At 67.3% G+C, this 19,587-nt stretch carries 21 protein-coding genes; 11 read left to right on the top strand and 10 right to left on the bottom strand.

Annotated elements, in window-relative coordinates:
- Positions 1-33: 33 nt before the first annotated feature.
- Positions 34-804, top strand: a complete 771-nt coding sequence (locus AC07VX_RS20150; protein WP_493166282.1) for an IclR family transcriptional regulator — start codon at positions 34-36, stop codon at positions 802-804.
- A gap of 56 nt (positions 805-860) precedes the next feature.
- On the opposite strand, the gene pbpG is transcribed toward AC07VX_RS20150, so the two are convergent.
- The 4 genes from pbpG to pssA form a co-directional block, all read right to left on the bottom strand.
- The gene (gene pbpG / locus AC07VX_RS20145) at positions 861-1,826 is read right to left on the bottom strand and encodes a D-alanyl-D-alanine endopeptidase (RefSeq protein ID WP_493183943.1); all 966 of its coding nucleotides are present in this window, start codon (positions 1,824-1,826) and stop codon (positions 861-863) included.
- 460 nt (positions 1,827-2,286) lie between these two features.
- Positions 2,287-3,828, bottom strand: a complete 1,542-nt coding sequence (locus AC07VX_RS20140; protein WP_493166283.1) for a 2-isopropylmalate synthase — start codon at positions 3,826-3,828, stop codon at positions 2,287-2,289.
- Entirely contained in the window at positions 3,825-5,513 is a 1,689-nt protein-coding gene (leuA, locus tag AC07VX_RS20135; RefSeq protein WP_493166284.1) for a 2-isopropylmalate synthase, read from the bottom strand. The genes AC07VX_RS20140 and leuA overlap by 4 nt, the downstream gene beginning before the upstream one ends.
- Positions 5,514-5,710: 197 nt before the next feature.
- Positions 5,711-6,535 carry a CDP-diacylglycerol--serine O-phosphatidyltransferase gene (gene pssA / locus AC07VX_RS20130; protein WP_493166285.1) on the bottom strand — a complete coding sequence of 275 codons (825 nt, stop codon included), beginning with the start codon at positions 6,533-6,535 and terminating at the stop codon, positions 5,711-5,713.
- Between the two features lie 74 nt (positions 6,536-6,609).
- Here pssA and AC07VX_RS20125 point away from each other — a divergent pair, with 74 nt between their 5' ends.
- Complete coding sequence (locus AC07VX_RS20125; protein WP_493166286.1) at positions 6,610-6,945, top strand: NIPSNAP family protein; 336 nt, start codon at positions 6,610-6,612, stop codon at positions 6,943-6,945.
- Between the two features lie 49 nt (positions 6,946-6,994).
- Here AC07VX_RS20125 and ilvC read toward each other — a convergent pair whose 3' ends face one another.
- From ilvC to AC07VX_RS20110, 3 genes are all read right to left on the bottom strand, one after another.
- Positions 6,995-8,011, bottom strand: a complete 1,017-nt coding sequence (gene ilvC, locus AC07VX_RS20120) for a ketol-acid reductoisomerase (RefSeq protein ID WP_492693713.1) — start codon at positions 8,009-8,011, stop codon at positions 6,995-6,997.
- Between the two features lie 48 nt (positions 8,012-8,059).
- On the bottom strand, positions 8,060-8,551 hold the full coding sequence (gene ilvN / locus AC07VX_RS20115) for an acetolactate synthase small subunit (protein WP_119045327.1): 492 nt from the start codon (positions 8,549-8,551) through the stop codon (positions 8,060-8,062).
- Between the two features lie 164 nt (positions 8,552-8,715).
- On the bottom strand, positions 8,716-10,503 hold the full coding sequence (locus tag AC07VX_RS20110; protein ID WP_493166287.1) for an acetolactate synthase 3 catalytic subunit: 1,788 nt from the start codon (positions 10,501-10,503) through the stop codon (positions 8,716-8,718).
- Between the two features lie 232 nt (positions 10,504-10,735).
- Between AC07VX_RS20110 and AC07VX_RS20105 the strand changes: the two genes are divergently transcribed.
- The 6 genes from AC07VX_RS20105 to AC07VX_RS20080 all read left to right on the top strand — a co-directional run bounded on the left by AC07VX_RS20105 (position 10,736) and on the right by AC07VX_RS20080 (position 14,310).
- On the top strand, positions 10,736-11,302 hold the full coding sequence (locus AC07VX_RS20105) for an RNA polymerase sigma factor (RefSeq protein ID WP_493166288.1): 567 nt from the start codon (positions 10,736-10,738) through the stop codon (positions 11,300-11,302).
- Entirely contained in the window at positions 11,299-11,775 is a 477-nt protein-coding gene (locus AC07VX_RS20100) for a DUF3619 family protein (protein WP_493166289.1), read from the top strand. The genes AC07VX_RS20105 and AC07VX_RS20100 overlap by 4 nt, the downstream gene beginning before the upstream one ends.
- A 136-nt stretch (positions 11,776-11,911) precedes the next feature.
- Complete coding sequence (locus tag AC07VX_RS20095; protein WP_493166290.1) at positions 11,912-12,616, top strand: DUF3106 domain-containing protein; 705 nt, start codon at positions 11,912-11,914, stop codon at positions 12,614-12,616.
- Positions 12,613-13,125, top strand: coding sequence for an RDD family protein (locus AC07VX_RS20090; RefSeq protein WP_493166291.1), 513 nt, complete (start codon positions 12,613-12,615; stop codon positions 13,123-13,125). The genes AC07VX_RS20095 and AC07VX_RS20090 overlap by 4 nt, the downstream gene beginning before the upstream one ends.
- Positions 13,122-13,499 (top strand): diacylglycerol kinase, encoded by a 378-nt coding sequence (locus AC07VX_RS20085; protein ID WP_493166292.1) that lies wholly within the window; start codon positions 13,122-13,124, stop codon positions 13,497-13,499. The genes AC07VX_RS20090 and AC07VX_RS20085 overlap by 4 nt, the downstream gene beginning before the upstream one ends.
- Positions 13,500-13,518: 19 nt before the next feature.
- On the top strand, positions 13,519-14,310 hold the full coding sequence (locus tag AC07VX_RS20080) for an AraC family transcriptional regulator (RefSeq protein WP_493166293.1): 792 nt from the start codon (positions 13,519-13,521) through the stop codon (positions 14,308-14,310).
- 14 nt (positions 14,311-14,324) lie between these two features.
- On the opposite strand, the gene AC07VX_RS20075 is transcribed toward AC07VX_RS20080, so the two are convergent.
- Positions 14,325-15,182 carry a LysR family transcriptional regulator gene (locus AC07VX_RS20075; RefSeq protein WP_493166294.1) on the bottom strand — a complete coding sequence of 286 codons (858 nt, stop codon included), beginning with the start codon at positions 15,180-15,182 and terminating at the stop codon, positions 14,325-14,327.
- A 91-nt stretch (positions 15,183-15,273) separates the two neighbouring features.
- Here AC07VX_RS20075 and AC07VX_RS20070 point away from each other — a divergent pair, with 91 nt between their 5' ends.
- Both AC07VX_RS20070 and AC07VX_RS20065 read left to right on the top strand, forming a co-directional pair.
- The gene (locus AC07VX_RS20070) at positions 15,274-15,657 is read left to right on the top strand and encodes a tautomerase family protein (RefSeq protein WP_493166295.1); all 384 of its coding nucleotides are present in this window, start codon (positions 15,274-15,276) and stop codon (positions 15,655-15,657) included.
- Positions 15,658-15,722: 65 nt separating this feature from the next.
- Positions 15,723-16,343, top strand: a complete 621-nt coding sequence (locus AC07VX_RS20065) for a LysE family translocator (RefSeq protein ID WP_493166296.1) — start codon at positions 15,723-15,725, stop codon at positions 16,341-16,343.
- Positions 16,344-16,349: 6 nt separating this feature from the next.
- Here the strand turns inward: AC07VX_RS20065 and AC07VX_RS20060 are convergent, their stop codons facing one another.
- Both AC07VX_RS20060 and AC07VX_RS20055 read right to left on the bottom strand, forming a co-directional pair.
- Complete coding sequence (locus AC07VX_RS20060) at positions 16,350-16,688, bottom strand: P-II family nitrogen regulator (protein WP_268151514.1); 339 nt, start codon at positions 16,686-16,688, stop codon at positions 16,350-16,352.
- Between the two features lie 27 nt (positions 16,689-16,715).
- The gene (locus tag AC07VX_RS20055; protein WP_493166297.1) at positions 16,716-18,380 is read right to left on the bottom strand and encodes an NAD+ synthase; all 1,665 of its coding nucleotides are present in this window, start codon (positions 18,378-18,380) and stop codon (positions 16,716-16,718) included.
- On the opposite strand from AC07VX_RS20055, the gene AC07VX_RS20050 reads away from it, so the two are divergent.
- The gene (locus AC07VX_RS20050) at positions 18,379-19,572 is read left to right on the top strand and encodes a GNAT family N-acetyltransferase (protein WP_493166298.1); all 1,194 of its coding nucleotides are present in this window, start codon (positions 18,379-18,381) and stop codon (positions 19,570-19,572) included. The genes AC07VX_RS20055 and AC07VX_RS20050 overlap by 2 nt on opposite strands.
- The last annotated feature ends 15 nt before the right edge of the window (positions 19,573-19,587 follow it).

Raw genomic sequence — 19,587 nt, 5'->3', positions numbered from 1 at the left:
CAAAACACCGGCAATCTCCCCCACAATGACGGCATGAAACCCAAAGACGCCCAGCAGACCCCGGCCATCCAGGTGCTGGAGCGCATGTTCGCGCTGCTGGACGTGCTGGCCAGCCACCAGGACCCCGTGTCGCTGAAAGCCCTCTCCGAGGCCACCGGCCTGCACCCGTCCACGGCGCACCGCATTCTCAATGACCTGACGCTGGGGCGCTTCGTCGATCGACCGGAGGCCGGCAGCTACCGCCTGGGCATGCGCATGCTGGAGCTGGGCAACTTGGTGAAGGCGCGGCTGGACGTGCGCGACGCGGCGCTGCCCGCGATGCGCGAGCTGCACAAGTTCACCCACCAGCCCGTCAACCTCTCGGTGCGCCAGGGCGACGAGATCGTCTACATCGAGCGCACCTACTCCGAGCGCTCGGGCATGCAGGTCGTGCGAGCCGTAGGCGGCCGGGCGCCGTTGCATCTCACCTCGGTCGGCAAGCTCTTCCTGGCCAGTGACGACAGCCCGCGGGTGCGCGCCTACGCCACCCGCACCGGCCTGTCGGGCCACACCCGCAACAGCCTCACCGACATCGGTGCGCTGGAACGCGAACTGGCCATGGTGCGCCAGCGCGGCATCGCACGCGACGACGAGGAGTTGGAGCTGGGCGTGCGCTGCATGGCCGCCGGCATCTACGACGACCAGGCCAAGCTGGTTGCCGGCCTGTCCATCTCGGCGCCGGCCGACCGGCTGGAGGAAAGCTGGGTCGTGAGACTGAAGGAAACCGCCGCGCAGATCTCGTCGGCGCTCGGCCACCGGGCCTGACCCCGGAAAGCGAACGCGGCGCCGAGGCGCCGCTTCTTCATTGGAGAGCCAGAGGCTCAGAGCTTGGCGGCGGGTGCCGCGGTGTCGCCCTGGCTGGCCAGCCACTTGCGCATGCGCTCGGCATCGGCAATCCGCGAGGCCTTGCCGCTGGAATCCAGGAACACCATGATGAGCTTGCGGCCCGCCATGCTGGCCTGCATGACGAGGCACTTGCCGGCCTCGTTGATGAAACCGGTCTTCTGCAGACCGATGTCCCACAGCGGGTTGGACAGCAGGCCGTTGGTGGAGCGGAACTGCACCAGGCGCTTGCCGAGAGCCACACGGGCCTCGCGCGAGGTGGACAGGTCGCGCAGCAGCGGCACCTGGCTGGTGGTGTTGACCAGCTTGGCCAGGTCGGCCGCGCTGCTCTGGTTGCGGCTGGACAGGCCGGTGGGCTCAACGTAGTGCGTATCGGCCATGCCCAGGCTCTGCGCCTTGGCGTTCATGGCGGCGACGAAGGCCTCCAGACCACCGGGGTAGTTGCGGCCCAGCGCATGGGCGGCGCGGTTCTCGCTGGCCATCAGGGCCAGGTGAAGCATGTCGCCGCGCGTCAGCGTCGTGCCGACGGCCAGACGCGAACCCGTGTTCTTCTCGGTGTCCTTGTCCTCGTCGGTCACCGTCAGCTTCTCGTCCAGCGACAGGCCCGCCTCGACAACGACCAGGGCCGTCATCAGCTTGGTGATGGACGCGATGGGCAGCACCGCCTGCGGGTTCTTGGAGAACAGCACCTCGTTGGTGTCCTGGTCCAGCACGTAAGCGACGCTGGACTTCAGCGCAAGCGGGTCATCGACCGAGTGCAGGCCGGCAACCTGGCCGAAGGTGGGCACCGCGGGCAGCACGGGTGCCGCCTTGCGCAGCACGACGGAGCGGACCTTTCGGGTCGGCACGGACGAGGCCTTGGCGCTGGTCTTGGAAGCTTTGGTCTTGGTGTCGGCCGCAGCCGTGGCAACGCTGGGCAGCGAGGCCAGGAGGCTGAGGCTCAAAAGGGCGGCGGCAAAAGTCTTCAACGGGATCCCCAGGGCTGGACGGCAGTGTAGCGCTGCCAAAAACACCGACAAGATAAGAACTTATGCAACATTCCTCAAGTGAACTCTTGCCCCGAACCGGGGAGACTCGTGGATTGCAGCGTTACATCCGCTTTACAGCTGGCTCCAGCGCAAAAGTAAACAAACGCAAGTAGGCCCGGACTGAAACGGCCGGGGTATCGGTATCAGCCCCAGAACCGCCGGCCCACCGCACCCGCGCGCTGCCTGCGGATGCAACTTGCGTCGAATTCTGGGGGTGCAACGCGCCAGGTGCCCTGGAAGGAAGACCGGCTTTACACGCCAGATGCGGCATGAAGCGGTAACAGCGCAGGCCGGCGTGACGGGCATCACGCCGGTTACAGGCGACATGGACTGGGCCCGCCGTCGGCAAGCGGCCTCCAGCGGGGATCAGCGGGGGTCAGCCCTGCGCCGCCACGCGCTCGGCCTTGCTCTGCAACTTGTTCAGGGCACTGAGATAGGCCTTGGCTGAGGCCACGATGATGTCCGGGTCGGCGCCGACGCCATTGACGACGCGGCCGGCATGCTGCAGTCGCACCGTCACCTCGCCCTGGGACTCGGTGCTGCCGCCGGTGATGGCATTGACCGAGTACAGCAGCATCTCGGCGCCGGACTGCACGACCGACTCGATGGCCTGCAGCGTCGCGTCGACCGGTCCGTTGCCGTCGCTCTCGGCACGGTGCTCCTGCTGGCCCACGGCGAAGACGATGGCCGCGTGCGGGCGCTCGCCGGTCTCGGAGCGTTGCGCCAGCGACAGCAGGCGGTAGTGCTCCGCATCGTTGATGACCGACTCGTCCATCACGAGGGCGACGATGTCCTCGTCGAAAATCTCGTTCTTGCGGTCAGCCAGATCCTTGAAGCGTACGAAAGCCGCGTTGACCTCGGCCTCGCTGTCCAACTGGATGCCGAGCTCCTGCAGGCGCTGCTTGAAGGCGTTGCGGCCCGACAGCTTGCCCAGCACGATCTTGTTCGCGGCCCAGCCCACGTCCTCTGCGCGCATGATCTCGTAGGTGTCGCGGGCCTTCAGCACGCCGTCCTGGTGGATGCCCGAGGCATGCGCGAAGGCGTTGGCGCCGACGACGGCCTTGTTGGGCTGAACGACGAAGCCGGTCGTCTGCGACACCAGCCGCGAGGCCGGCACGATCTGCGAGGTGTCGATGCCCACGTCCAGGCCGAAATAGTCGCGCCGCGTCTTGACGGCCATGACGACCTCTTCGAGCGAGCAGTTGCCGGCGCGTTCGCCCAGGCCGTTGATGGTGCACTCGATCTGGCGCGCACCGCCGATCTTGACGCCTGCCAGCGAATTGGCGACCGCCATGCCCAGGTCGTTGTGGCAGTGCACGCTCCAGATCGCCCGGTCACTGTTGGGCACCTTTTCGCGCAGGCGGCGGATGAAGTCGCCGTACAGCTCGGGAATGGCGTAGCCCACGGTGTCGGGGATGTTGATGGTGCCGGCGCCTTCCTTGATGACCGATTCGCAGACGCGGGCCAGGAAGTCGATGTCGGAGCGGTAGCCGTCCTCGGGCGAGAACTCGATGTCACCGCACAGATTGCGCGCGAAGCGCACGGCCAGCGTGGCCTGGTCCAGCACCTGCTCTCGCGTCATGCGCAGCTTCTTCTCCATGTGGAGCTCGCTGGTGGCGATGAAGGTGTGGATGCGCGCACTGTTGGCGCCGGCCAGCGCCTCGGCAGCGCGCGAGATGTCGCGGTCGTTGGCGCGGGCCAGCGAGCAGACGGTGCTGTCCTTCACGGCCGCCGCGATGGCGCGCACGGCCTCGAAGTCGCCGTTGCTGGACGCCGCGAAGCCGGCCTCGATGATGTCCACCTTCATGCGCTCCAGCTGGCGTGCGATGCGCAGCTTTTCCTCGCGCGTCATGGACGCGCCGGGCGATTGCTCGCCGTCGCGCAGCGTGGTGTCGAAGATGATGAGCTTGTCGGTCATCGCACGTTTTCCTCTCGAATCTGGGGCACCGTCACAGGCGCACGGGACAGGCCGGACAGGATGGCCTGCATGGACGCACGCACGATGCTGCCATCAATGCCCACGCCGTGGCGAGTCGTGTCGCCGACACGGATCTCCAGGTAGGCCACCGCTCGCGCATCGGCGCCGCTGCCGATGGCGTGCTCGTGGTAGTCCAGCACGCGCACCTCCTGGCCCAGGCGGATCGACAGCGCGTTGACGAAGGCGTCGATGGGGCCGTTGCCCTCACCCTGCACATGGCCCATCCAGCCACCGAGCACGACCTCGGCCGACAAGCGCATCGCGCCGCCGGCGACCTCGGTCATTTGAGGCTGCACGACGGAAGCGCCCGCGTTGCCGATGCCGTACTCGCGCTCGAAGATGGCATGGATGTCCGCGGCCGTGAGCTCCTTGCCGGCATCGTCCATCACGCGCTGCACGACCTGGCTGAACTCGATCTGCAGGCGGCGCGGCAGCTCCAGCCCGTACTCGGCTTCCAGCAGATAGGCGATGCCGCCCTTGCCGGACTGGCTGTTCACGCGGATGACGGCGTCGTAGCTGCGGCCCAGGTCCTTGGGGTCGACGGGGAGGTAGGGCATGTCCCAAATGTCGCCGTCCTTGCGCGCAGCGAAGGCCTTCTTGATGGCGTCCTGGTGGGAGCCGGAGAAGGAGGTGTACACGAGATCGCCCACGTAGGGATGGCGTGGGTGGACCGGGATCTGCGTGCAGTGCTCGACGCAGCGGCGCACCTCGTCGATGTCCGAGAAGTCCAGCTGCGGGTCCACACCCTGGGTGTAGAGATTGAGTGCGATGTTGACGAGGTCGACGTTGCCCGTGCGCTCGCCATTGCCGAACAGGCAGCCTTCGACGCGGTCAGCGCCGGCCATCAGCGCGAACTCGCCCGCCGCCGTGCCGGTGCCACGGTCGTTGTGGGGGTGGACGGACAGCACGATGCTGTCGCGGCGTTCGAGGTGGCGATGCATCCACTCGATCATGTCCGCGAAGATGTTGGGCGTGCTGTGCTCGACGGTGGACGGCAGATTGACGATGCACTTGCGCTCGGGGGTCGGCGCCCACACCGCCGTCACGGCATCGACGACGCGCTTGCTGAAGGCCAGCTCGGTGCCGGAGAACATCTCCGGCGAGTACTCGAAGCGCCAGTCGGTGCCAGGCCGTGCAGCGGCAAGCTCCTTGATCTGGCGGGCATGCGAACTGGCGAGCTCGACGATGCCATCCTCGTCCTGCCCCAGCACCACGCGGCGCATGATGGGCGCGACGGCGTTGTAGACATGGACGATGACGCTTCTCGCGCCGTCCAGCGCCTCGAAGGTGCGCTCGATCAGGTGGGAGCGCGCCTGCGTCAACACCTGGATGCTCACGCCGTCGGGAATATGGCCACCCTCGATGAGCAGCCTGACGAAGTCGAACTCGGTTTGCGAGGCCGACGGAAAGCCGACCTCGATCTCCTTAAAGCCGATCTTCACGAGCTGCTGGAACATGCGCAGCTTGCGCTCGATGTCCATGGGCTCGATCAGCGCCTGGTTGCCGTCGCGCAGGTCGGTGCTCAGCCAGATCGGCGCGCGCGTCAGCACGGCGTCGGGCCAGGTGCGGTCCGGCAGGGCGACGGGGGCGAAGGGGCGGTACTTGAGCTGCGGTTGCTTCAACATGGGTCTTCCATCCGAGGGGGTGGCGCAACCAGCAGCCTTTGAAAACACGAACGGCCCGCTGCGGTTGCAAACGGGCCGTTGGGGTCAGGGGATGAGCGTGCGTGCGCGACTGACTAGCGAACCCGTGGTTCCTCTAGAGCTAGTAGCAGTTGAATTCGCGTGGTGCGGCTCATGGGTCGGGAATCTAGCACGAATACCTATTGGTGCAAGCCACGTTCGTCGGGCTCGTCGGTGCTGGTGGAGATCACTGAAACCGGCTTGCCCTTGGCCTTGCGCCAGCCGTAGATGACATAGCCCGACAGGCCGTAAACGCAGAAGGCACCGAAGAGAACACGCGACGGGTCGAGCGCGGCAAGGCCGATGCCCAGCATGATGATGACCAGCACGACGAAGGGCACGCTGCGCCGCCGGTCGAAGACTTTGAAGCTGTAGAAGGGCGCATTCGTCACCATCGAAAGCCCAGCGAACAGCGTGATGCCATAGGCCGCCCAGGCCTCCCAGCTGCCCTGGCGCACGCCGCTGTAATCCTTCTGGTCGACGACGGCCCAGATCAGGCCGATGACGAGCGCCGCCGCGGCCGGGCTGGGCAGGCCCTGGAAGTAGCGCTTGTCGACGACGCCGATGTTGACGTTGAAACGCGCCAGACGCAACGCGGCACCGGCGATGTAGACGAAGGCCGGAATCCAGCCCGGCTTGCCCATGTCCTTCAGCGCCCACATGTAAACGATGAGGGCCGGCGCGGCGCCGAAGGCGACCATATCGGACAGGCTGTCCATCTGCTCGCCGAAGGCCGACTGGGTGTTGGTCATGCGCGCAACGCGGCCGTCCAGGCTGTCGAGGATGGCGGCGGCAAAGATGGCCACGCAGGCCACCTCGAAGCGGCCGTTCATGGCCATGACGATGGCGTAGAAGGCGCTGAAGAGCGCGCCCAGCGTGATGGCGTTGGGCAGGGCGTAAATGCCTTTGCGGCGAGGGCGGATGGACGTGCTGGGCTCGTCGTCCTCGATGGGATCAGGGGTCATAGCCCCGCAGGATAGCTGACAGATCCCTGCAATTGCCGCTCCTAGCATGTCGGAAACGACAGGAGACGACGGCCATGAAGCTCATCGAAGTCCGCACCTACCGTCTCAAGCCCGACTGCGCCGAGCGCTTCGTCGCGGCAGTGAGGCTCGCGCTGCCGCTGGTACGCACCAGCGGCATGGACGTCGTCGCATTCGGGCGCTCAGACCATGAGGAGGAAAGCTTCTTCCTGGTCCGCGCCTTCGACAGCCGCGAACAGCTCGTGGCCCAGCAGGACGCCTTCTACGGCTCCGCCGTCTGGCGTGAAGGCCCGCGGCAGGAATTGGTGGACTGCCTGGACACCTATCTGAACACGCTGCTGTGGCTTCCCGAGGCCGCCGTGGACGCGCTCCGGGCCAACCACCAGCCCTGAAACGAAAAGGCCGGCATGCGCCGGCCCTTGAATCGCCCGAAAGGGACGATCAGTTCTTGGCCTTGTCGACCAGCTTGTTGGCCTTGATCCAGGGCATCATTTCGCGCAGCTTCTCGCCGACCTGCTCGATGGGGTGCTCGGCGGTCAGGCGGCGGCGGCTGATCAGGGTCGGGGCGCCAGCCTTGTTCTCGAGGATGAAGGACTTGGCGTACTCGCCGGTCTGGATGTCCTTCAGGCACTGACGCATGGCGTTCTTGGTGTCTTCGGTGACGACGCGCGGACCGGTCACGTACTCGCCGTACTCGGCGTTGTTCGAGATCGAGTAGTTCATGTTCGCGATGCCGCCTTCGTAGATCAGGTCCACGATGAGCTTGAGCTCGTGCAGGCACTCGAAATAGGCCATCTCGGGGGCGTAGCCGGCCTCCGTCAGCGTCTCGAAACCGGCCTTGATCAGCTCGACGGCACCGCCGCACAGCACGGCCTGCTCGCCGAACAGGTCGGTCTCGGTCTCTTCGCGGAAGCTGGTCTGGATGATGCCGGCCTTGCCGCCGCCATTGGCTGCGGCATAGCTCAGGGCCAGGTCACGCGCCTTGCCGGTCTTGTCGGCGTAGACGGCGATCAGGTGGGGCACGCCGCCGCCTTGGCGGTAGGTGTTGCGCACCGTGTGGCCGGGGGCCTTGGGAGCGACCATCCAGACGTCCAGGTCTTCACGCGGCTGCACCTGGCCGTAGTGGACGTTGAAGCCGTGGGCGAAGGCCAGCGAGGCGCCTTGCTTGATGTTGGGCTCGACTTCCTTCTTGTAGACGTCGGCGATCTGCTCGTCAGGCAGCAGGATCATGACCACGTCGGCCGACTTCACGGCTTCGGCGATCTCGGCGACCTTGAGGCCGGCGCCTTCGGCCTTGGACCAGGACGCGCCGCCGCGACGCAGGGCGACGGTGACCTTGCAGCCGCTGTCGTTCAGGTTCTGCGCGTGGGCGTGGCCTTGTGAGCCGTAGCCGATGATGGTGACGTTCTTGCCCTTGATGAGGCTGAGATCGGCGTCCTTGTCGTAGTAGACGTTCATGATGGGTCGCTCCAGGAAAAAACTGTGGTGTTGGGGGTGTGAGACGGATCAGACGCGCAGGATGCGCTCGCCGCGGCCGATGCCGCTGGCACCCGTCCGAACGGTTTCGAGGATGGACGCGCGGTCGATCGCGTCGATGAAGGCGTCGAGCTTGCTCGCGTCGCCGGTCAGCTCGATGGTGTAGGTCTTCTCGGTGACGTCGATGACGCGGCCACGGAAGATGTCGGCAGTGCGCTTGATCTCCTCGCGCTCCTTGCCGACGGCGCGCACCTTGATGAGCATGAGCTCACGCTCGGTGTAGTTGCCCTCGGTCAGGTCGACGACCTTGACGACCTCGATGAGGCGATTCAGATGCTTGGTGATCTGCTCGATAACCTCGTCGGAGCCGGTGGTCACGATGGTCATGCGCGACAGCGAGGCGTCTTCCGTCGGCGCGACGGTGAGGCTCTCGATGTTGTAGCCACGGGCCGAGAACAGCGCCACGACGCGCGACAGCGCACCCGGCTCGTTCTCGATGAGCAAAGCAATGATGTGTTTCATAGGATCTCGTCCTTCGCGCTCTTCAGTGCCGGCGGCGGTAACCGCCGGACCTTGGCTGCGGGTTCGAATCGTTAAAAGGGACTGCCTTGGTCGGCTGTGTTCGTCTTCCACCGCTGACGTCGATGCGCGCGGTAACGCGCAGCAAAACCCGCGGCTTCAGACGGTCACAGGTCTTCCGAACCCAGCAGCATCTCCGAAATGCCCTTCCCCGCCTTGACCATGGGCCAGACGTTCTCGGTGGGATCGGTGCGGATGTCGAGGAAGACCGTGCGGTCCTTCAGACGCATGGCTTCCTTCAGCGCGCCCTCCACATCGCTCGGCTTCTCGACCAGGATGCCGACGTGGCCATAGGCCTCGGCCAGCTTCACGAAGTTGGGCAGCGCATCCATGTAGCTGTGCGAGTAGCGGCCCTCGTAGTCGAGCTCCTGCCACTGCCGCACCATGCCCAGGTAGCGGTTGTTCAACGAGACGATCTTGACCGGCGTCTTGTACTGGAAGCAGGTCGACAGCTCCTGGATGCACATCTGGATGCTGCCTTCGCCGGTGATGCAGAACACATCCGACTCCGGCTTGGCCAGCTTGATGCCCATCGCGTACGGCAGGCCCACGCCCATCGTGCCCAGGCCACCGGAGTTGATCCAGCGGCGCGGCTCGTCGAACTTGTAGTACTGCGCGGCCCACATCTGGTGCTGGCCGACATCGCTGGTGATGTAGGTGTCGCGGTCGCGGGTCAGCTTCCACAGCGTGTCCACCACCATCTGCGGCTTGATGACCTCGGTCGAGTCCTTGAAGACCAGGCAGTCCTTGCGGCGCCACTCGTTGATCTGGTTCCACCAGGCGTTGACGGCGTTGGCATCGGGCTTGGCCTGCGCCTCCTTCAGCTGGGCGATCAGCTCCTGCAGCACGTCCTTCACGTCGCCCACGATGGGGATGTCGACGCGCACGCGCTTGGAGATCGACGAGGGGTCGATATCCACGTGGATGATCTTGCGCTCCACCGAACCGAAATGCTTGGGGTTGCCGATGACGCGGTCATCGAAGCGCGCGCCCACGGCCAGCAGCACGTCGCAGTGCTGCATGGTCATGTTGGCCTCGTAGGTGCCGTGCATGCCCAGCATGCCGAGGAAGCGCGGGTCGGTGCCGGGCATCGCGCCCAGGCCCATCAGCGTGTTCGTGCAGGGGAAGCCGAGCAGGTCGACCAGCTGGCGCAGTTCGGCCGTGGCTTCGCCGAGGATGACGCCGCCGCCGGTGTAGATGTACGGCCGCTTGGCCTGCAGCAGGAGCTGAACGGCCTTGCGGATCTGGCCGCTGTGGCCCTTCTTCACCGGGTTGTAGGAGCGCATCTCGATGCGATCCGGGTAGCTGAAGGTCGTCTTTGCGAGCGACACATCCTTGGGGATGTCCACCACGACCGGGCCGGGACGGCCGGTGCGAGCGATGTGGAAGGCCTTCTTCAACGTCAGCGCCAGGTCGCGCACGTCCTTCACCAGGAAGTTGTGCTTGACGATGGGACGGGTGATGCCCACCGTGTCGCACTCCTGGAAGGCGTCCAGGCCGATGGCGGGCGTGGGGACCTGACCCGTGATGATGACCATCGGGATCGAGTCCATGTAGGCGGTGGCGATGCCGGTCACGGCATTCGTCACGCCCGGGCCCGAAGTGACCAGCGCCACGCCGACTTCACCGCTTGCGCGGGCAAAGCCGTCGGCGGCATGCACGGCAGCCTGCTCATGCCGGACCAGCACGTGCTGGATGCTGTCCTGCTTGTAGAGCGCGTCGTAGATGTAGAGCACCGCGCCGCCGGGGTAACCCCAGAGATGGCGCACCCCTTCGGCCTGCAGGCAGCGAACGAGGATCTCGGAGCCGTTGAGCTCCGAGGTGGAGGAATTGGGGGATTGGGAATTAGGCTGCGCCAGGGCGGCGCGCTTGATATCCGCGGCAGACATGTCCATTTTTAGAACCTTTGTGAATTTCTCTAACGAAAAACCATTGGTGCCCCTCTTCTCGCTCTCGTGAAGCGGATTCGGAACCTGCGCGATCAACCGATGGGGCCCCAGTCGGGCGGCCATGGTGAGAGCTTTGACTCTTTGTGCGAAGTAGCATTATGCCGAGCAAAAACCGTTAAGCCTTCGTATCAGACGAATGCCATAATCCGCGCTGCCGTCCGGACCCGCTTCCCTAGCCTTGGCCACCGACAAAGAACTCAACGATTTCCTGCGCAACGTGGACCGCCGCGCCTTCAAGCGCACGGCCTACGTGGTCCGCAACGACGATGCCGCTCTCGACATCGTGCAGGACGCCATGATCAAGCTGGCCGAAAACTATTTCGACCGCCCCGCGGCTGAACTGCCCCTGCTCTTCCAGCGCATCCTGTCCAACGCGACGATGGACTACTTCCGTCGCCAGAAGACACGCAACGCGGTCATGACGAATATGTCTGACTTCGAGGGCGGCGATGGCGACGGCGATTTCGACCTGCTGGAGATCCTCGAAACCCAGGACGGCGCCATGGGTGCCTCCAGCGCGGCCGACGAGGTCAGTCGGGCGCAAATCTTGCAGCGTATTGAAGCGGAAGTCGAAGAATTGCCGGCGCGTCAACGCGAAGCCTTCCTGCTGCGTTACTGGGAGGAACTGGATGTTGCAGAGACCGCCTCTGTGATGGGTTGCTCCGAAGGCAGTGTCAAGACTCACTGCTCCCGGGCGGTCCATGCGCTGGCGAAGTCGCTCAAGGCCAAGGGGATCACGCTATGAAGTCGCCGAACAATTCCTCCCTCCCTGCTGACCTGGAAGCACGCGTCGCACGCTTTGGCCTGCGCGTTGCCGCCAGCCTGAACGAGCGCAGCGCCGCGCTGCCCCATGACGTGACCGAGCGTCTGCGCTTTGCTCGCGAGCAGGCCCTGGCCCGTGCAGCCCAGGCACGCGCAGCGAGCGCAGCCGTGCACGCCAGCCCCTCCATGGTGCAGATGGGCGCCACGCTGGCCCTGAGTGGCGGCCCCAAGGGAGCGCACGGCAGCGGTGGCGAAGGTGGCCTGTGGGCCAAGCTGGTATCCGCACTGCCGCTGCTGGCCCTGCTGGCCGGCCTGCTGCTGATGCAGCAAGGCCAGATTCACGAGCAGATCGTCGCCGCAGCCGAAGTCGACACCGCCCTGCTCAGCGACAACCTGCCCCCCGCCGCCTTCAGCGATCCCGGCTTTGCGGAATTCCTGAGGGACGGACAAGAATGAACGGATGCGCATGACCCGAGCCGCGCTGACGCCAGCTGCCTCCCCGACCCGTCTGTTGATTACCCTGCTGCTTGGTGCGGCGGGGTTTTCTGCTTTTGCGCAGACCCCGGAAGCCGCCTCCGCGCCTGAAGCGACCGTGGCCAGCGCCCCCGTGGCGGCGGCGCCCGCCACTGTCGCCCGGCCCGCGGCGGCGGTACTGCCGCCCGTGTCCGCGCTGGCCGCAGCGCCCACCTGGCAGGCCCTGACGCCCATTCAGCGCGACCTGCTCGCCCCCCTGGCCGGCGACTGGGACAAGCTCGGCCCCAACCAGCGCAGCAAATGGCTGAACGCCACGCCGCGCCTGGCCGCCCTGCCGGCGCCCGAACTGGCACGCCTGCACGAGCGCATGCGCGACTGGGCTCACCTCACGCCCAGCGAGCGCGCCAACGCCCGCATCAGCTTCCAGGTTGCCAAACAGGTCGACGCCGAGCAGCGTCAGGCCAAGTGGGAGGCCTACCAGGCCCTGTCACCCGAGCAGCGCCAGGAACTCGCCGACAAGGCCGCCGCCCGTCGCCAGGCCCAGACCAAGGCCACAGGCTCGGCACCCAGGCCGCTGGCCGCAGCGCCCAAGTCCAATATCGTGCCCGCGCCGCCCAAGCTCGTCGCCCCCATCCCGGTGGCCGGCAGCCTCATCCAGGCCAAGCCCGGCGCGACCACCGTGCTCATCACGCGCGGCCTCGCCCTGCCCAGCCACCACGCGGCCGGCGAGTCAAAGGTCGTGGCCGATCCGGCCCTGGTCGACCCCAAGACCCTGCTGCCCAAGTCGCTGAAGGCGCCCGCCGCGTCCGCACCGCGCACATGACGGCGGCGGTCGACACCGCTGCCCCACCCCCGGGCCTGGCGCGCCGCCTCGCGGCCTTCCTCTACGAAGGCGTGCTGCTTTTCGGCGTGGTTTTCTTCACCGGCTTCCTGTACTCGGTGCTGACGCGCCAGCAGCACGCGATGCAGGGCCGCACGGGCATGGGCCTAGTGCTCTTTCTCGTGATCGGCCTGTACTTCGTCGGCTTCTGGACACGCTCGGGCCAGACCCTGGCCATGAAGACCTGGCATCTGCGCGTCGTCGACGCTGCCGGCCGGCCGCTGGGCTGGGGCCGCGCCGTGCTGCGTTATGTCTTGAGCTGGCTGTGGTTCCTGCCTGCCCTGGTCAGCGTCTGGGCGCTGGGCCTGCATGGCGGTGGCGCCATCGTCGGCAGCCTCATCGCCGGCATCGCGGCCTATGCGCTGGTCGCGCGCCTGCATCCGCAGCGACAATTCCTGCACGACGCGATCTGCGGCTCGCGTGTCATCACCCAGCTTCCGCAGCGTTCATGAGCAACCCCCACAAGGGCCGCACCGGCCTGGATCGCATCATCCATGCCGCCGGCTATTCCTGGGCCGGCCTGAAGGCCGCCTACACCGGCGAAAGCGCCTTCCGCCAGGAGACCTGGCTGTGCGTCATCGCCGCGCCGCTGAGCTACTGGCTGGCCAACACCTGGGAGCAGGCCGCCCTGCTGCTCGGCTCGCTGCTGCTAATCCTGATCGTCGAACTGCTGAACTCCGCCGTCGAGGCGGTCGTGGACCGCGTGTCCTTCGAGCGGCACGAGCTGTCCAAGCGCGCCAAGGACATCGCCAGCGCCGCCGTGCTGATGGCCCTGGTGCTGGCCGCCGGCATCTGGGGTGCGGCCATCTGGCAGCACCTGCGCTGACCGCACGACACTCGGGCCCATGACGGCAGCCCGAGGCTTTCAACTGCTGCCATCCGGGATGGCCGGCGTGGAGATCGTTGCGGCGGACTCGGCCTATGCCTTCGGCCGGCACACCCACGAGCAGTTCGGCATCGGCCTGATCGAGCGTGGCGCACAGAAGTCGGCCAGCGGCCGCGGCGTCGTCGAGGCCGGCGCCGGAGACATGATCACCGTCAACCCCGGCGAGGTGCACGACGGCCAGCCCCTGGACGCCTCGGGGCGGCGCTGGCGCATGCTCTACGTCGATCCTGCCCGCCTGCAGGATGCGGCCGCCGACCTGTCGCCCGGCCATTGCTTCGAGTTCACGGCACCGGTCCTGCGCGACCCGGTGCTGGTGCAGCGATTTCGCACGCTTCTCAGCACGGCAACCGCCGACGGCGTGAAGCCCCTGCAGTCCGAAGCCGCCCTGCTGGGCCTCATCGCGAGGCTGTTGCAGCCGGTGCCCATCGGGCGCCCGGCCCTGGTCGCCGGCGTCATGGCAGCGCGTGAGCGCATGGACGACGACCCGGCCACCACGCCCACGCTGGCCGCCCTGGCTGCAGAGGCCGGCCTCAGCCGCCATCAATTCCTGCGCGCCTTCACGCGGCTGACCGGCCTGCCGCCGCATGCCTACCTGCTGCAGCGCCGCTCGCGCCATGCGCGCCAGCTCGTGCGCTCGGGCATGCCGCTCGCGGATGCCGCGGCCGCGAGCGGATTCGCCGACCAGAGCCACATGACGCGCTGCTTCGTACGCAACTTCGGCCTGACGCCCGGCGCCTTCGCACGCACCTGACGCCGCTCCGGAGGCTAGCCCCGCACCGCGCTCCTGAACGCTGCCGCAAGCCCGGCCAGGGCATCGCCCGCCCGGCCGCCCCGTGTGCGGGCGTGCAGCAGGATGGGCAGCCGGGGCAGCTCGGGCAGCCCCAGTCTCGCGCCGACGTCCACTGCGCCCAGCGGCAGCATGCGCGGCGCCAGTGCCGCCACGCCCAAGCCCGCCATGACGGCGGCCACGACGGCCGCCACGCCGCCGCCGACGAAAGCCTGCGTCCACGGCAGTCCGGCCGCGTCGAGCAGCTGCCCAGCCAGAGCACGCACCCCGCAGGGCTCGGCCATGGTGGCCACGGGCAGGGGTTCGCCGGCGCGATGCTGCCAGTGCGGCGCGGCGAACCAGCCGAAGGGCTCCTCGGCCAGCAGTTCACCATCGCCCCTGTCGGTGTGCAGACGGGTGATGACGGCATCGAGCTCGCGGCGGTCGTGGGCCTGCAGCAGATCGCCGGAGGAGCCGATACGGATCTCGATCAGCAGTTGCGGGTCCCGAGCGTTCATCCGGGCGATCAGCGCCGGCAGCTCGGGGCCGGCAACGTGGTCGCTGATGCCCAGCGTCAGCCGCTGACGCGTCGTGGCGAGGGTGGCCAGGGCACGGTCGTGGGCCGCCAGCAACTCGTGCGCGTGCGGCAGGAAGGTCGCCCCCTGCCCCGACAGCTGCACATGGCGCGGCGTGCGCTCCAGCAGCCGCATGCCCAGGCGCGCCTCCAGGCGCTTGAGCTTGAGGCTGACGGCCGCTTGCGTCGTCTGCAGGGCTTCGGCCGCGCGGGTGAAGCTGCCCAGCTCGGCGATGCGCACGAAGGCCTGGACGGCGTCGAGATCGAGCGGGCGGTCATTCATTACGGTTGATTATTTCTGATATCTGCATTGATATCTTGTCGAAATCATCACCACGCCCTGCAATGGCGACCCGCCCCACCTGGAGCCCCCCATGCCGCTGATCCACATCTCGCTGCGCGCCGGCAAGCCGCCGGCCTATCGCCAGGCCATCTTCGACAGCCTCTACCGCGCGCTGCGCGAAGCCCTGGCCGTGCCCGAGGACGACCAGTTCATGACCATCACCGAGCACGAGCCGGCCAACTTCCGCTACGGCAGCGCCTACCTTGGCATCGCCCGCAGCGACGACCTCGTCTACATCCGGGTCACGGTGTTCGACACCCGCACGGCCGCGCAGAAGAAGGCGCTGTTCCAGCGCGCGGCCGAGCTGCTGGGCGAAAGCCCCGGCATCCGCCCGCAGGACGTATTCATCAACGTGCTGGAGGCCGCCAGGGAAAACTGGTCCCTCGGCCACGGCATCGCGCAGTTCGCCGGCTGAAATTTCGTTCAAGACGGCAGGCGGCAGCTCCGGCCACGATGGCAATTCGCAACCGGAGTGCCCTCATGAATCTCGAATTCCTGGCCGTCTCACTGCTCGTCGTGGCTTCGCCGGGCCCAGGCGCGGCGGTGACCATCGCCGCCGGCCTGTCGCGCGGCAGGCGCACAGCCATCGTCGCGGCCCTGGGCTGCACCCTGGGCATCGTGCCCCATATGCTGGCCGCCGTGACCGGCCTGGCCGCGTTGCTGCACGCCAGCGCCCTGGCCTTCGAGACGCTGAAGTTCGCCGGCGTGGCCTACCTGCTCTACATCGCCTGGGCCACCTGGCGCGAGCAGGGCATGCTGGCCGTCGAGGCCGTCGAGGCCGCCGACCCGCGCCACACCGACGGGCAGGTCATTCGGCATGCCGTGCTCGTGAACCTGCTCAATCCCAAGCTGTCGATGTTCTTCCTGGCCTTCCTGCCGCAATTCATCGCTCGGGACGAGGCGGCGCCCACGCAGGCCATGCTGCAGCTCTCCGCCATCTTCATGACCATGACCTTCGCCGTGTTCGCGGCGTACGGCGCCTTTGCGGCGCGCATGCGCGAGCGGGTGCTGGGCAGCGCGACGGCGATGGCCTGGCTCAGGCGCAGTTTTGCGGCCACCTTCGTGGCCCTGGGCGCAAAGCTGGCGTTGACGCAGCGCTGAGTTCGCTCAGACCGCGGCTTCGTCAGTCTCGCCGGTGCGGATGCGGATGACCTGCTCGACCGGCACCACGAAGATCTTGCCGTCGCCGATCTTGCCGGTCTTGGCGGCCTTCAGGATGGCGTCGATGCAGCGGTCGACCTCATCGTCCTTCACGACGACCTCGACCTTGACCTTGGGCAGGAAGTCGACGACGTACTCGGCGCCACGGTAGAGCTCGGTGTGGCCCTTCTGGCGGCCGAAGCCCTTGACCTCGGTGACCGTCAGGCCCGAGGCGCCCACCTCGGCCAGCGCCTCGCGGACCTCGTCGAGCTTGAAGGGTTTGATGATGGCGGTGATCTGCTTCATGACGGGCTCCGGTTGCTTGGCCCAAGTTTACGCACGGAACCTGGACGTGATGGGGTAGCGCCAATCCCTGCCGAAGCCGCGGTGCGTGATGCGGATGCCCACCGGCGCCTGGCGGCGCTTGTACTCGTTGATCTTGATAAGCCTTGTCACGCGCTCGACGTCCTCGGGCTTGAAGCCGGCCGCGACTATCTCGGCGATGGACTCGTCCTGTTCCATGTAGCGGGCCAGGATGGCGTCGAGCACCGGGTAGGGCGGCAGGCTGTCCTCGTCCTTCTGGTCCGGACGCAGCTCGGCCGAGGGCGGGCGGGTGATGATGCGGTCGGGGATGATCTCCGCGCCCTGGGCATTGCGCCAGCGCGCCAGCCGGAACACCAGCGTCTTGGCCACGTCCTTGATGACCGCGAAGCCGCCCGCCATGTCGCCGTAGAGCGTGCAGTAGCCGGTGGCCATCTCGCTCTTGTTGCCGGTCGTGAGCACGATGCTGCCGAACTTGTTGGACAGGGCCATCAGCAGCGTGCCGCGGATGCGGGCCTGGATGTTCTCCTCGGTGGCGTCCAGCGGCAGGCCCTTGAATTCTTCGGCCAGCGTCGCGTTGAAGGCATCGAACATCGGCACGATGCTCATCTCGTCGTAGCGCACGCCCAGGCGCTCGGCCATGTCGCGCGCGTCGATCCAGGAGATGTCGGCCGTGTAGGGCGAGGGCATCATGACCGCCCTCACCTTGTCGGCGCCCAGCGCATCGACGGCGATGGCCAGCACCAGCGCCGAATCGATACCGCCCGACAGGCCGAGGATGGCACCGGGGAAGCCGTTCTTGCCGAGGTAGTCGCGCACGCCGCAGACCAGGGCCTGCCAGACCTGGGCCTCCATCTCGGGCAGGGGCGCGATGTCGCCATGCAGGCAGCCGGCGTCCAGCTCGACGATGGCCAGCGCCTCCTCGAACAGCGGCGCGCGCGCTGCCAGGCTGCCATCGGGCTGCACGGCGAAGGAGGCGCCATCGAAGACCATCTCGTCCTGCCCGCCCACCAGGTGGGCATAGAGCAGCGGCAGGCCCACCGCACGGGCGCGCTCGGCCATGCGGGCCTCGCGCTCCTCGACCTTGCCGACGTGGAAGGGCGAGGCGTTGATGACGCACAGCAGCTCGGCGCCGGCCGCCTGGGCAGCGGCGGCGGGCTCGTCGAACCAGGCGTCCTCGCAGATCAGCAGGCCCACGCGTGTGCCCTTCACGTCGACGACAACGGCCTCCAGGCCTGCGTCGCGGCCGGAGTAGAAATAGCGCCGCTCGTCGAACACCTGGTAGTTGGGCAGCTCCCGCTTGGCATAGCTGGCGACGACCTGGCCGTCGGCCAGCACGGAGGCCATGTTCAGGCAAGGCGGCAGCGACCAGCTGCGCTCGCGGGCCACGCCACCCGAGCGCTCGCGCGGATGACCGACGACGACGTGCAGGCCCGGCAAGGCTGCCAGCTCGAACGCGATGCGCTGCAGCTGGGCCTCGCAGCCGGCGAGGAAGGCGGGGCGCAGCAGCAGGTCCTCGGGCGGGTAGCCGCACAGCGCCAGCTCTGGCGTGACGAGCAGATCAACCCCAGCCGCGTGCGCCTGGCGCGCTTGGGCAATGATGCGGTCCGCATTACCCGCCAGATCGCCGACGACGACATTGATCTGGGCCAGGGCAATCTTCAGGGGCGAGGGCATGAGCGACAGCGATTCAGGCAACGACGAGAGCAGCATTGTCATTCGGGTCGACGACTCGCCCGAAGCCCTGTCCGAAGACCTTTGGGACGCCCTGCTCTCCGCCCAGGCCCGGCCCACGCCCTTCATGCGGCTGGCCTATCTGCGCGCCCTGCATGCCAGCGGCAGCGCCACAGCCCAGACCGGCTGGCAGCCGCAGTTCGTCTCGCTGTGGCGCGGCGGCACGTTGCTGGCCGCCTGCCCGGCCTGGCTGAAGGCCCACAGCTACGGCGAGTACGTGTTCGACTGGGCCTGGGCCGAGGCTTATCACCGCCACGGCCTCGCCTACTACCCCAAGCTGCTGGTGGCCGTGCCGTTCACGCCGGTGCCCGGCAGCCGGCTGCTGGCCGTGGACGACAAGGCGCGCGCACTGCTGGCCCAGGCGCTGAGGGCACTGGCGCGTGAGACCGAGGCCTCCTCGCTGCACGTGCTGTTCGGCGACGAGGCCGACCAGGCCGCGCTGCATGAGGCCGGCTGCATGGCCCGCGCCGGCGTGCAGTTCCACTGGACGGCCGAGGGCGATGCCGACTTCGCCGCCTTCCTGGCGCGGCTGCAACGCGACAAGCGCAAGAAAATCCAGCAGGAGCAGCGCCGCGTGCGCGAGGCGGGCGTCGTCTTCGAAGCCCGCACCGGCGCCGACCTCACGGCCGAGGACTGGGATTTCTTCTACCGCTGCTACCAGCTCACCTACCGCGCCCACCACAGCAAGCCCTACCTGAGTCGCGACTTCTTCGCCCGCATGGCCGGTGACATGCCGCAGAACTGGCTGCTGTTCACCGCAAGAAGAGATGGCGAGCGCGTCGCCACATCGCTGATCGCGCTGGACCCGGAGCGCCGCGCCGCCTTCGGCCGCTACTGGGGCGCGACCGAGCACATCCCCAACCTGCACTTCGATGCCTGCTACTACCAGCCGCTGGCCTGGTGCATCGCCCACGGCTACCAGCGCTTCGAGGGCGGCGCGCAGGGTGAGCACAAGATGGCACGCGGCCTGATGCCCACGCCGACGGCGTCCAGCCACTGGCTGGCCCACCCGTCCTTCGCCGACGCGGTCAACGACTTCCTGGCCCGGGAGGGCGAGGCGATGTCGGGCTACATCGACGAGCTGAACGAACACGCCCCTTACAAAGCAAAAGACGCCGCGGATGCGGCGTCTTGAACGGGGCGAGAAGGA

The sequence above is a fragment of the Roseateles sp. GW821-FHT03B02 genome, assembly GCF_059421025.1.
The sequence above is the reverse complement of the archived record's forward strand: the minus strand, read 5'-3'. Positions and strand labels throughout refer to the sequence as shown.

Bases quoted from the DNA above. Each gene is read 5' to 3' on its own strand.
- AC07VX_RS20150 (WP_493166282.1), top strand. From the start codon at position 34: ATGAAACCCAAAGACGCCCAGCAGACCCCGGCCATCCAGGTGCTGGAG.
- AC07VX_RS20140 (WP_493166283.1), bottom strand. From the start codon at position 3,828: ATGACCGACAAGCTCATCATCTTCGACACCACGCTGCGCGACGGCGAG.
- leuA (WP_493166284.1), bottom strand. From the start codon at position 5,513: ATGTTGAAGCAACCGCAGCTCAAGTACCGCCCCTTCGCCCCCGTCGCC.
- pssA (WP_493166285.1), bottom strand. From the start codon at position 6,535: ATGACCCCTGATCCCATCGAGGACGACGAGCCCAGCACGTCCATCCGC.
- AC07VX_RS20125 (WP_493166286.1), top strand. From the start codon at position 6,610: ATGAAGCTCATCGAAGTCCGCACCTACCGTCTCAAGCCCGACTGCGCC.
- ilvC (WP_492693713.1), bottom strand. From the start codon at position 8,011: ATGAACGTCTACTACGACAAGGACGCCGATCTCAGCCTCATCAAGGGC.
- ilvN (WP_119045327.1), bottom strand. From the start codon at position 8,551: ATGAAACACATCATTGCTTTGCTCATCGAGAACGAGCCGGGTGCGCTG.
- AC07VX_RS20110 (WP_493166287.1), bottom strand. From the start codon at position 10,503: ATGGACATGTCTGCCGCGGATATCAAGCGCGCCGCCCTGGCGCAGCCT.
- AC07VX_RS20100 (WP_493166289.1), top strand. From the start codon at position 11,299: ATGAAGTCGCCGAACAATTCCTCCCTCCCTGCTGACCTGGAAGCACGC.
- AC07VX_RS20090 (WP_493166291.1), top strand. From the start codon at position 12,613: ATGACGGCGGCGGTCGACACCGCTGCCCCACCCCCGGGCCTGGCGCGC.
- AC07VX_RS20085 (WP_493166292.1), top strand. From the start codon at position 13,122: ATGAGCAACCCCCACAAGGGCCGCACCGGCCTGGATCGCATCATCCAT.
- AC07VX_RS20080 (WP_493166293.1), top strand. From the start codon at position 13,519: ATGACGGCAGCCCGAGGCTTTCAACTGCTGCCATCCGGGATGGCCGGC.
- AC07VX_RS20075 (WP_493166294.1), bottom strand. From the start codon at position 15,182: ATGAATGACCGCCCGCTCGATCTCGACGCCGTCCAGGCCTTCGTGCGC.
- AC07VX_RS20070 (WP_493166295.1), top strand. From the start codon at position 15,274: ATGCCGCTGATCCACATCTCGCTGCGCGCCGGCAAGCCGCCGGCCTAT.
- AC07VX_RS20065 (WP_493166296.1), top strand. From the start codon at position 15,723: ATGAATCTCGAATTCCTGGCCGTCTCACTGCTCGTCGTGGCTTCGCCG.
- AC07VX_RS20060 (WP_268151514.1), bottom strand. From the start codon at position 16,688: ATGAAGCAGATCACCGCCATCATCAAACCCTTCAAGCTCGACGAGGTC.
- AC07VX_RS20050 (WP_493166298.1), top strand. From the start codon at position 18,379: ATGAGCGACAGCGATTCAGGCAACGACGAGAGCAGCATTGTCATTCGG.
- AC07VX_RS20055 (WP_493166297.1), bottom strand. From the start codon at position 18,380: ATGCCCTCGCCCCTGAAGATTGCCCTGGCCCAGATCAATGTCGTCGTC.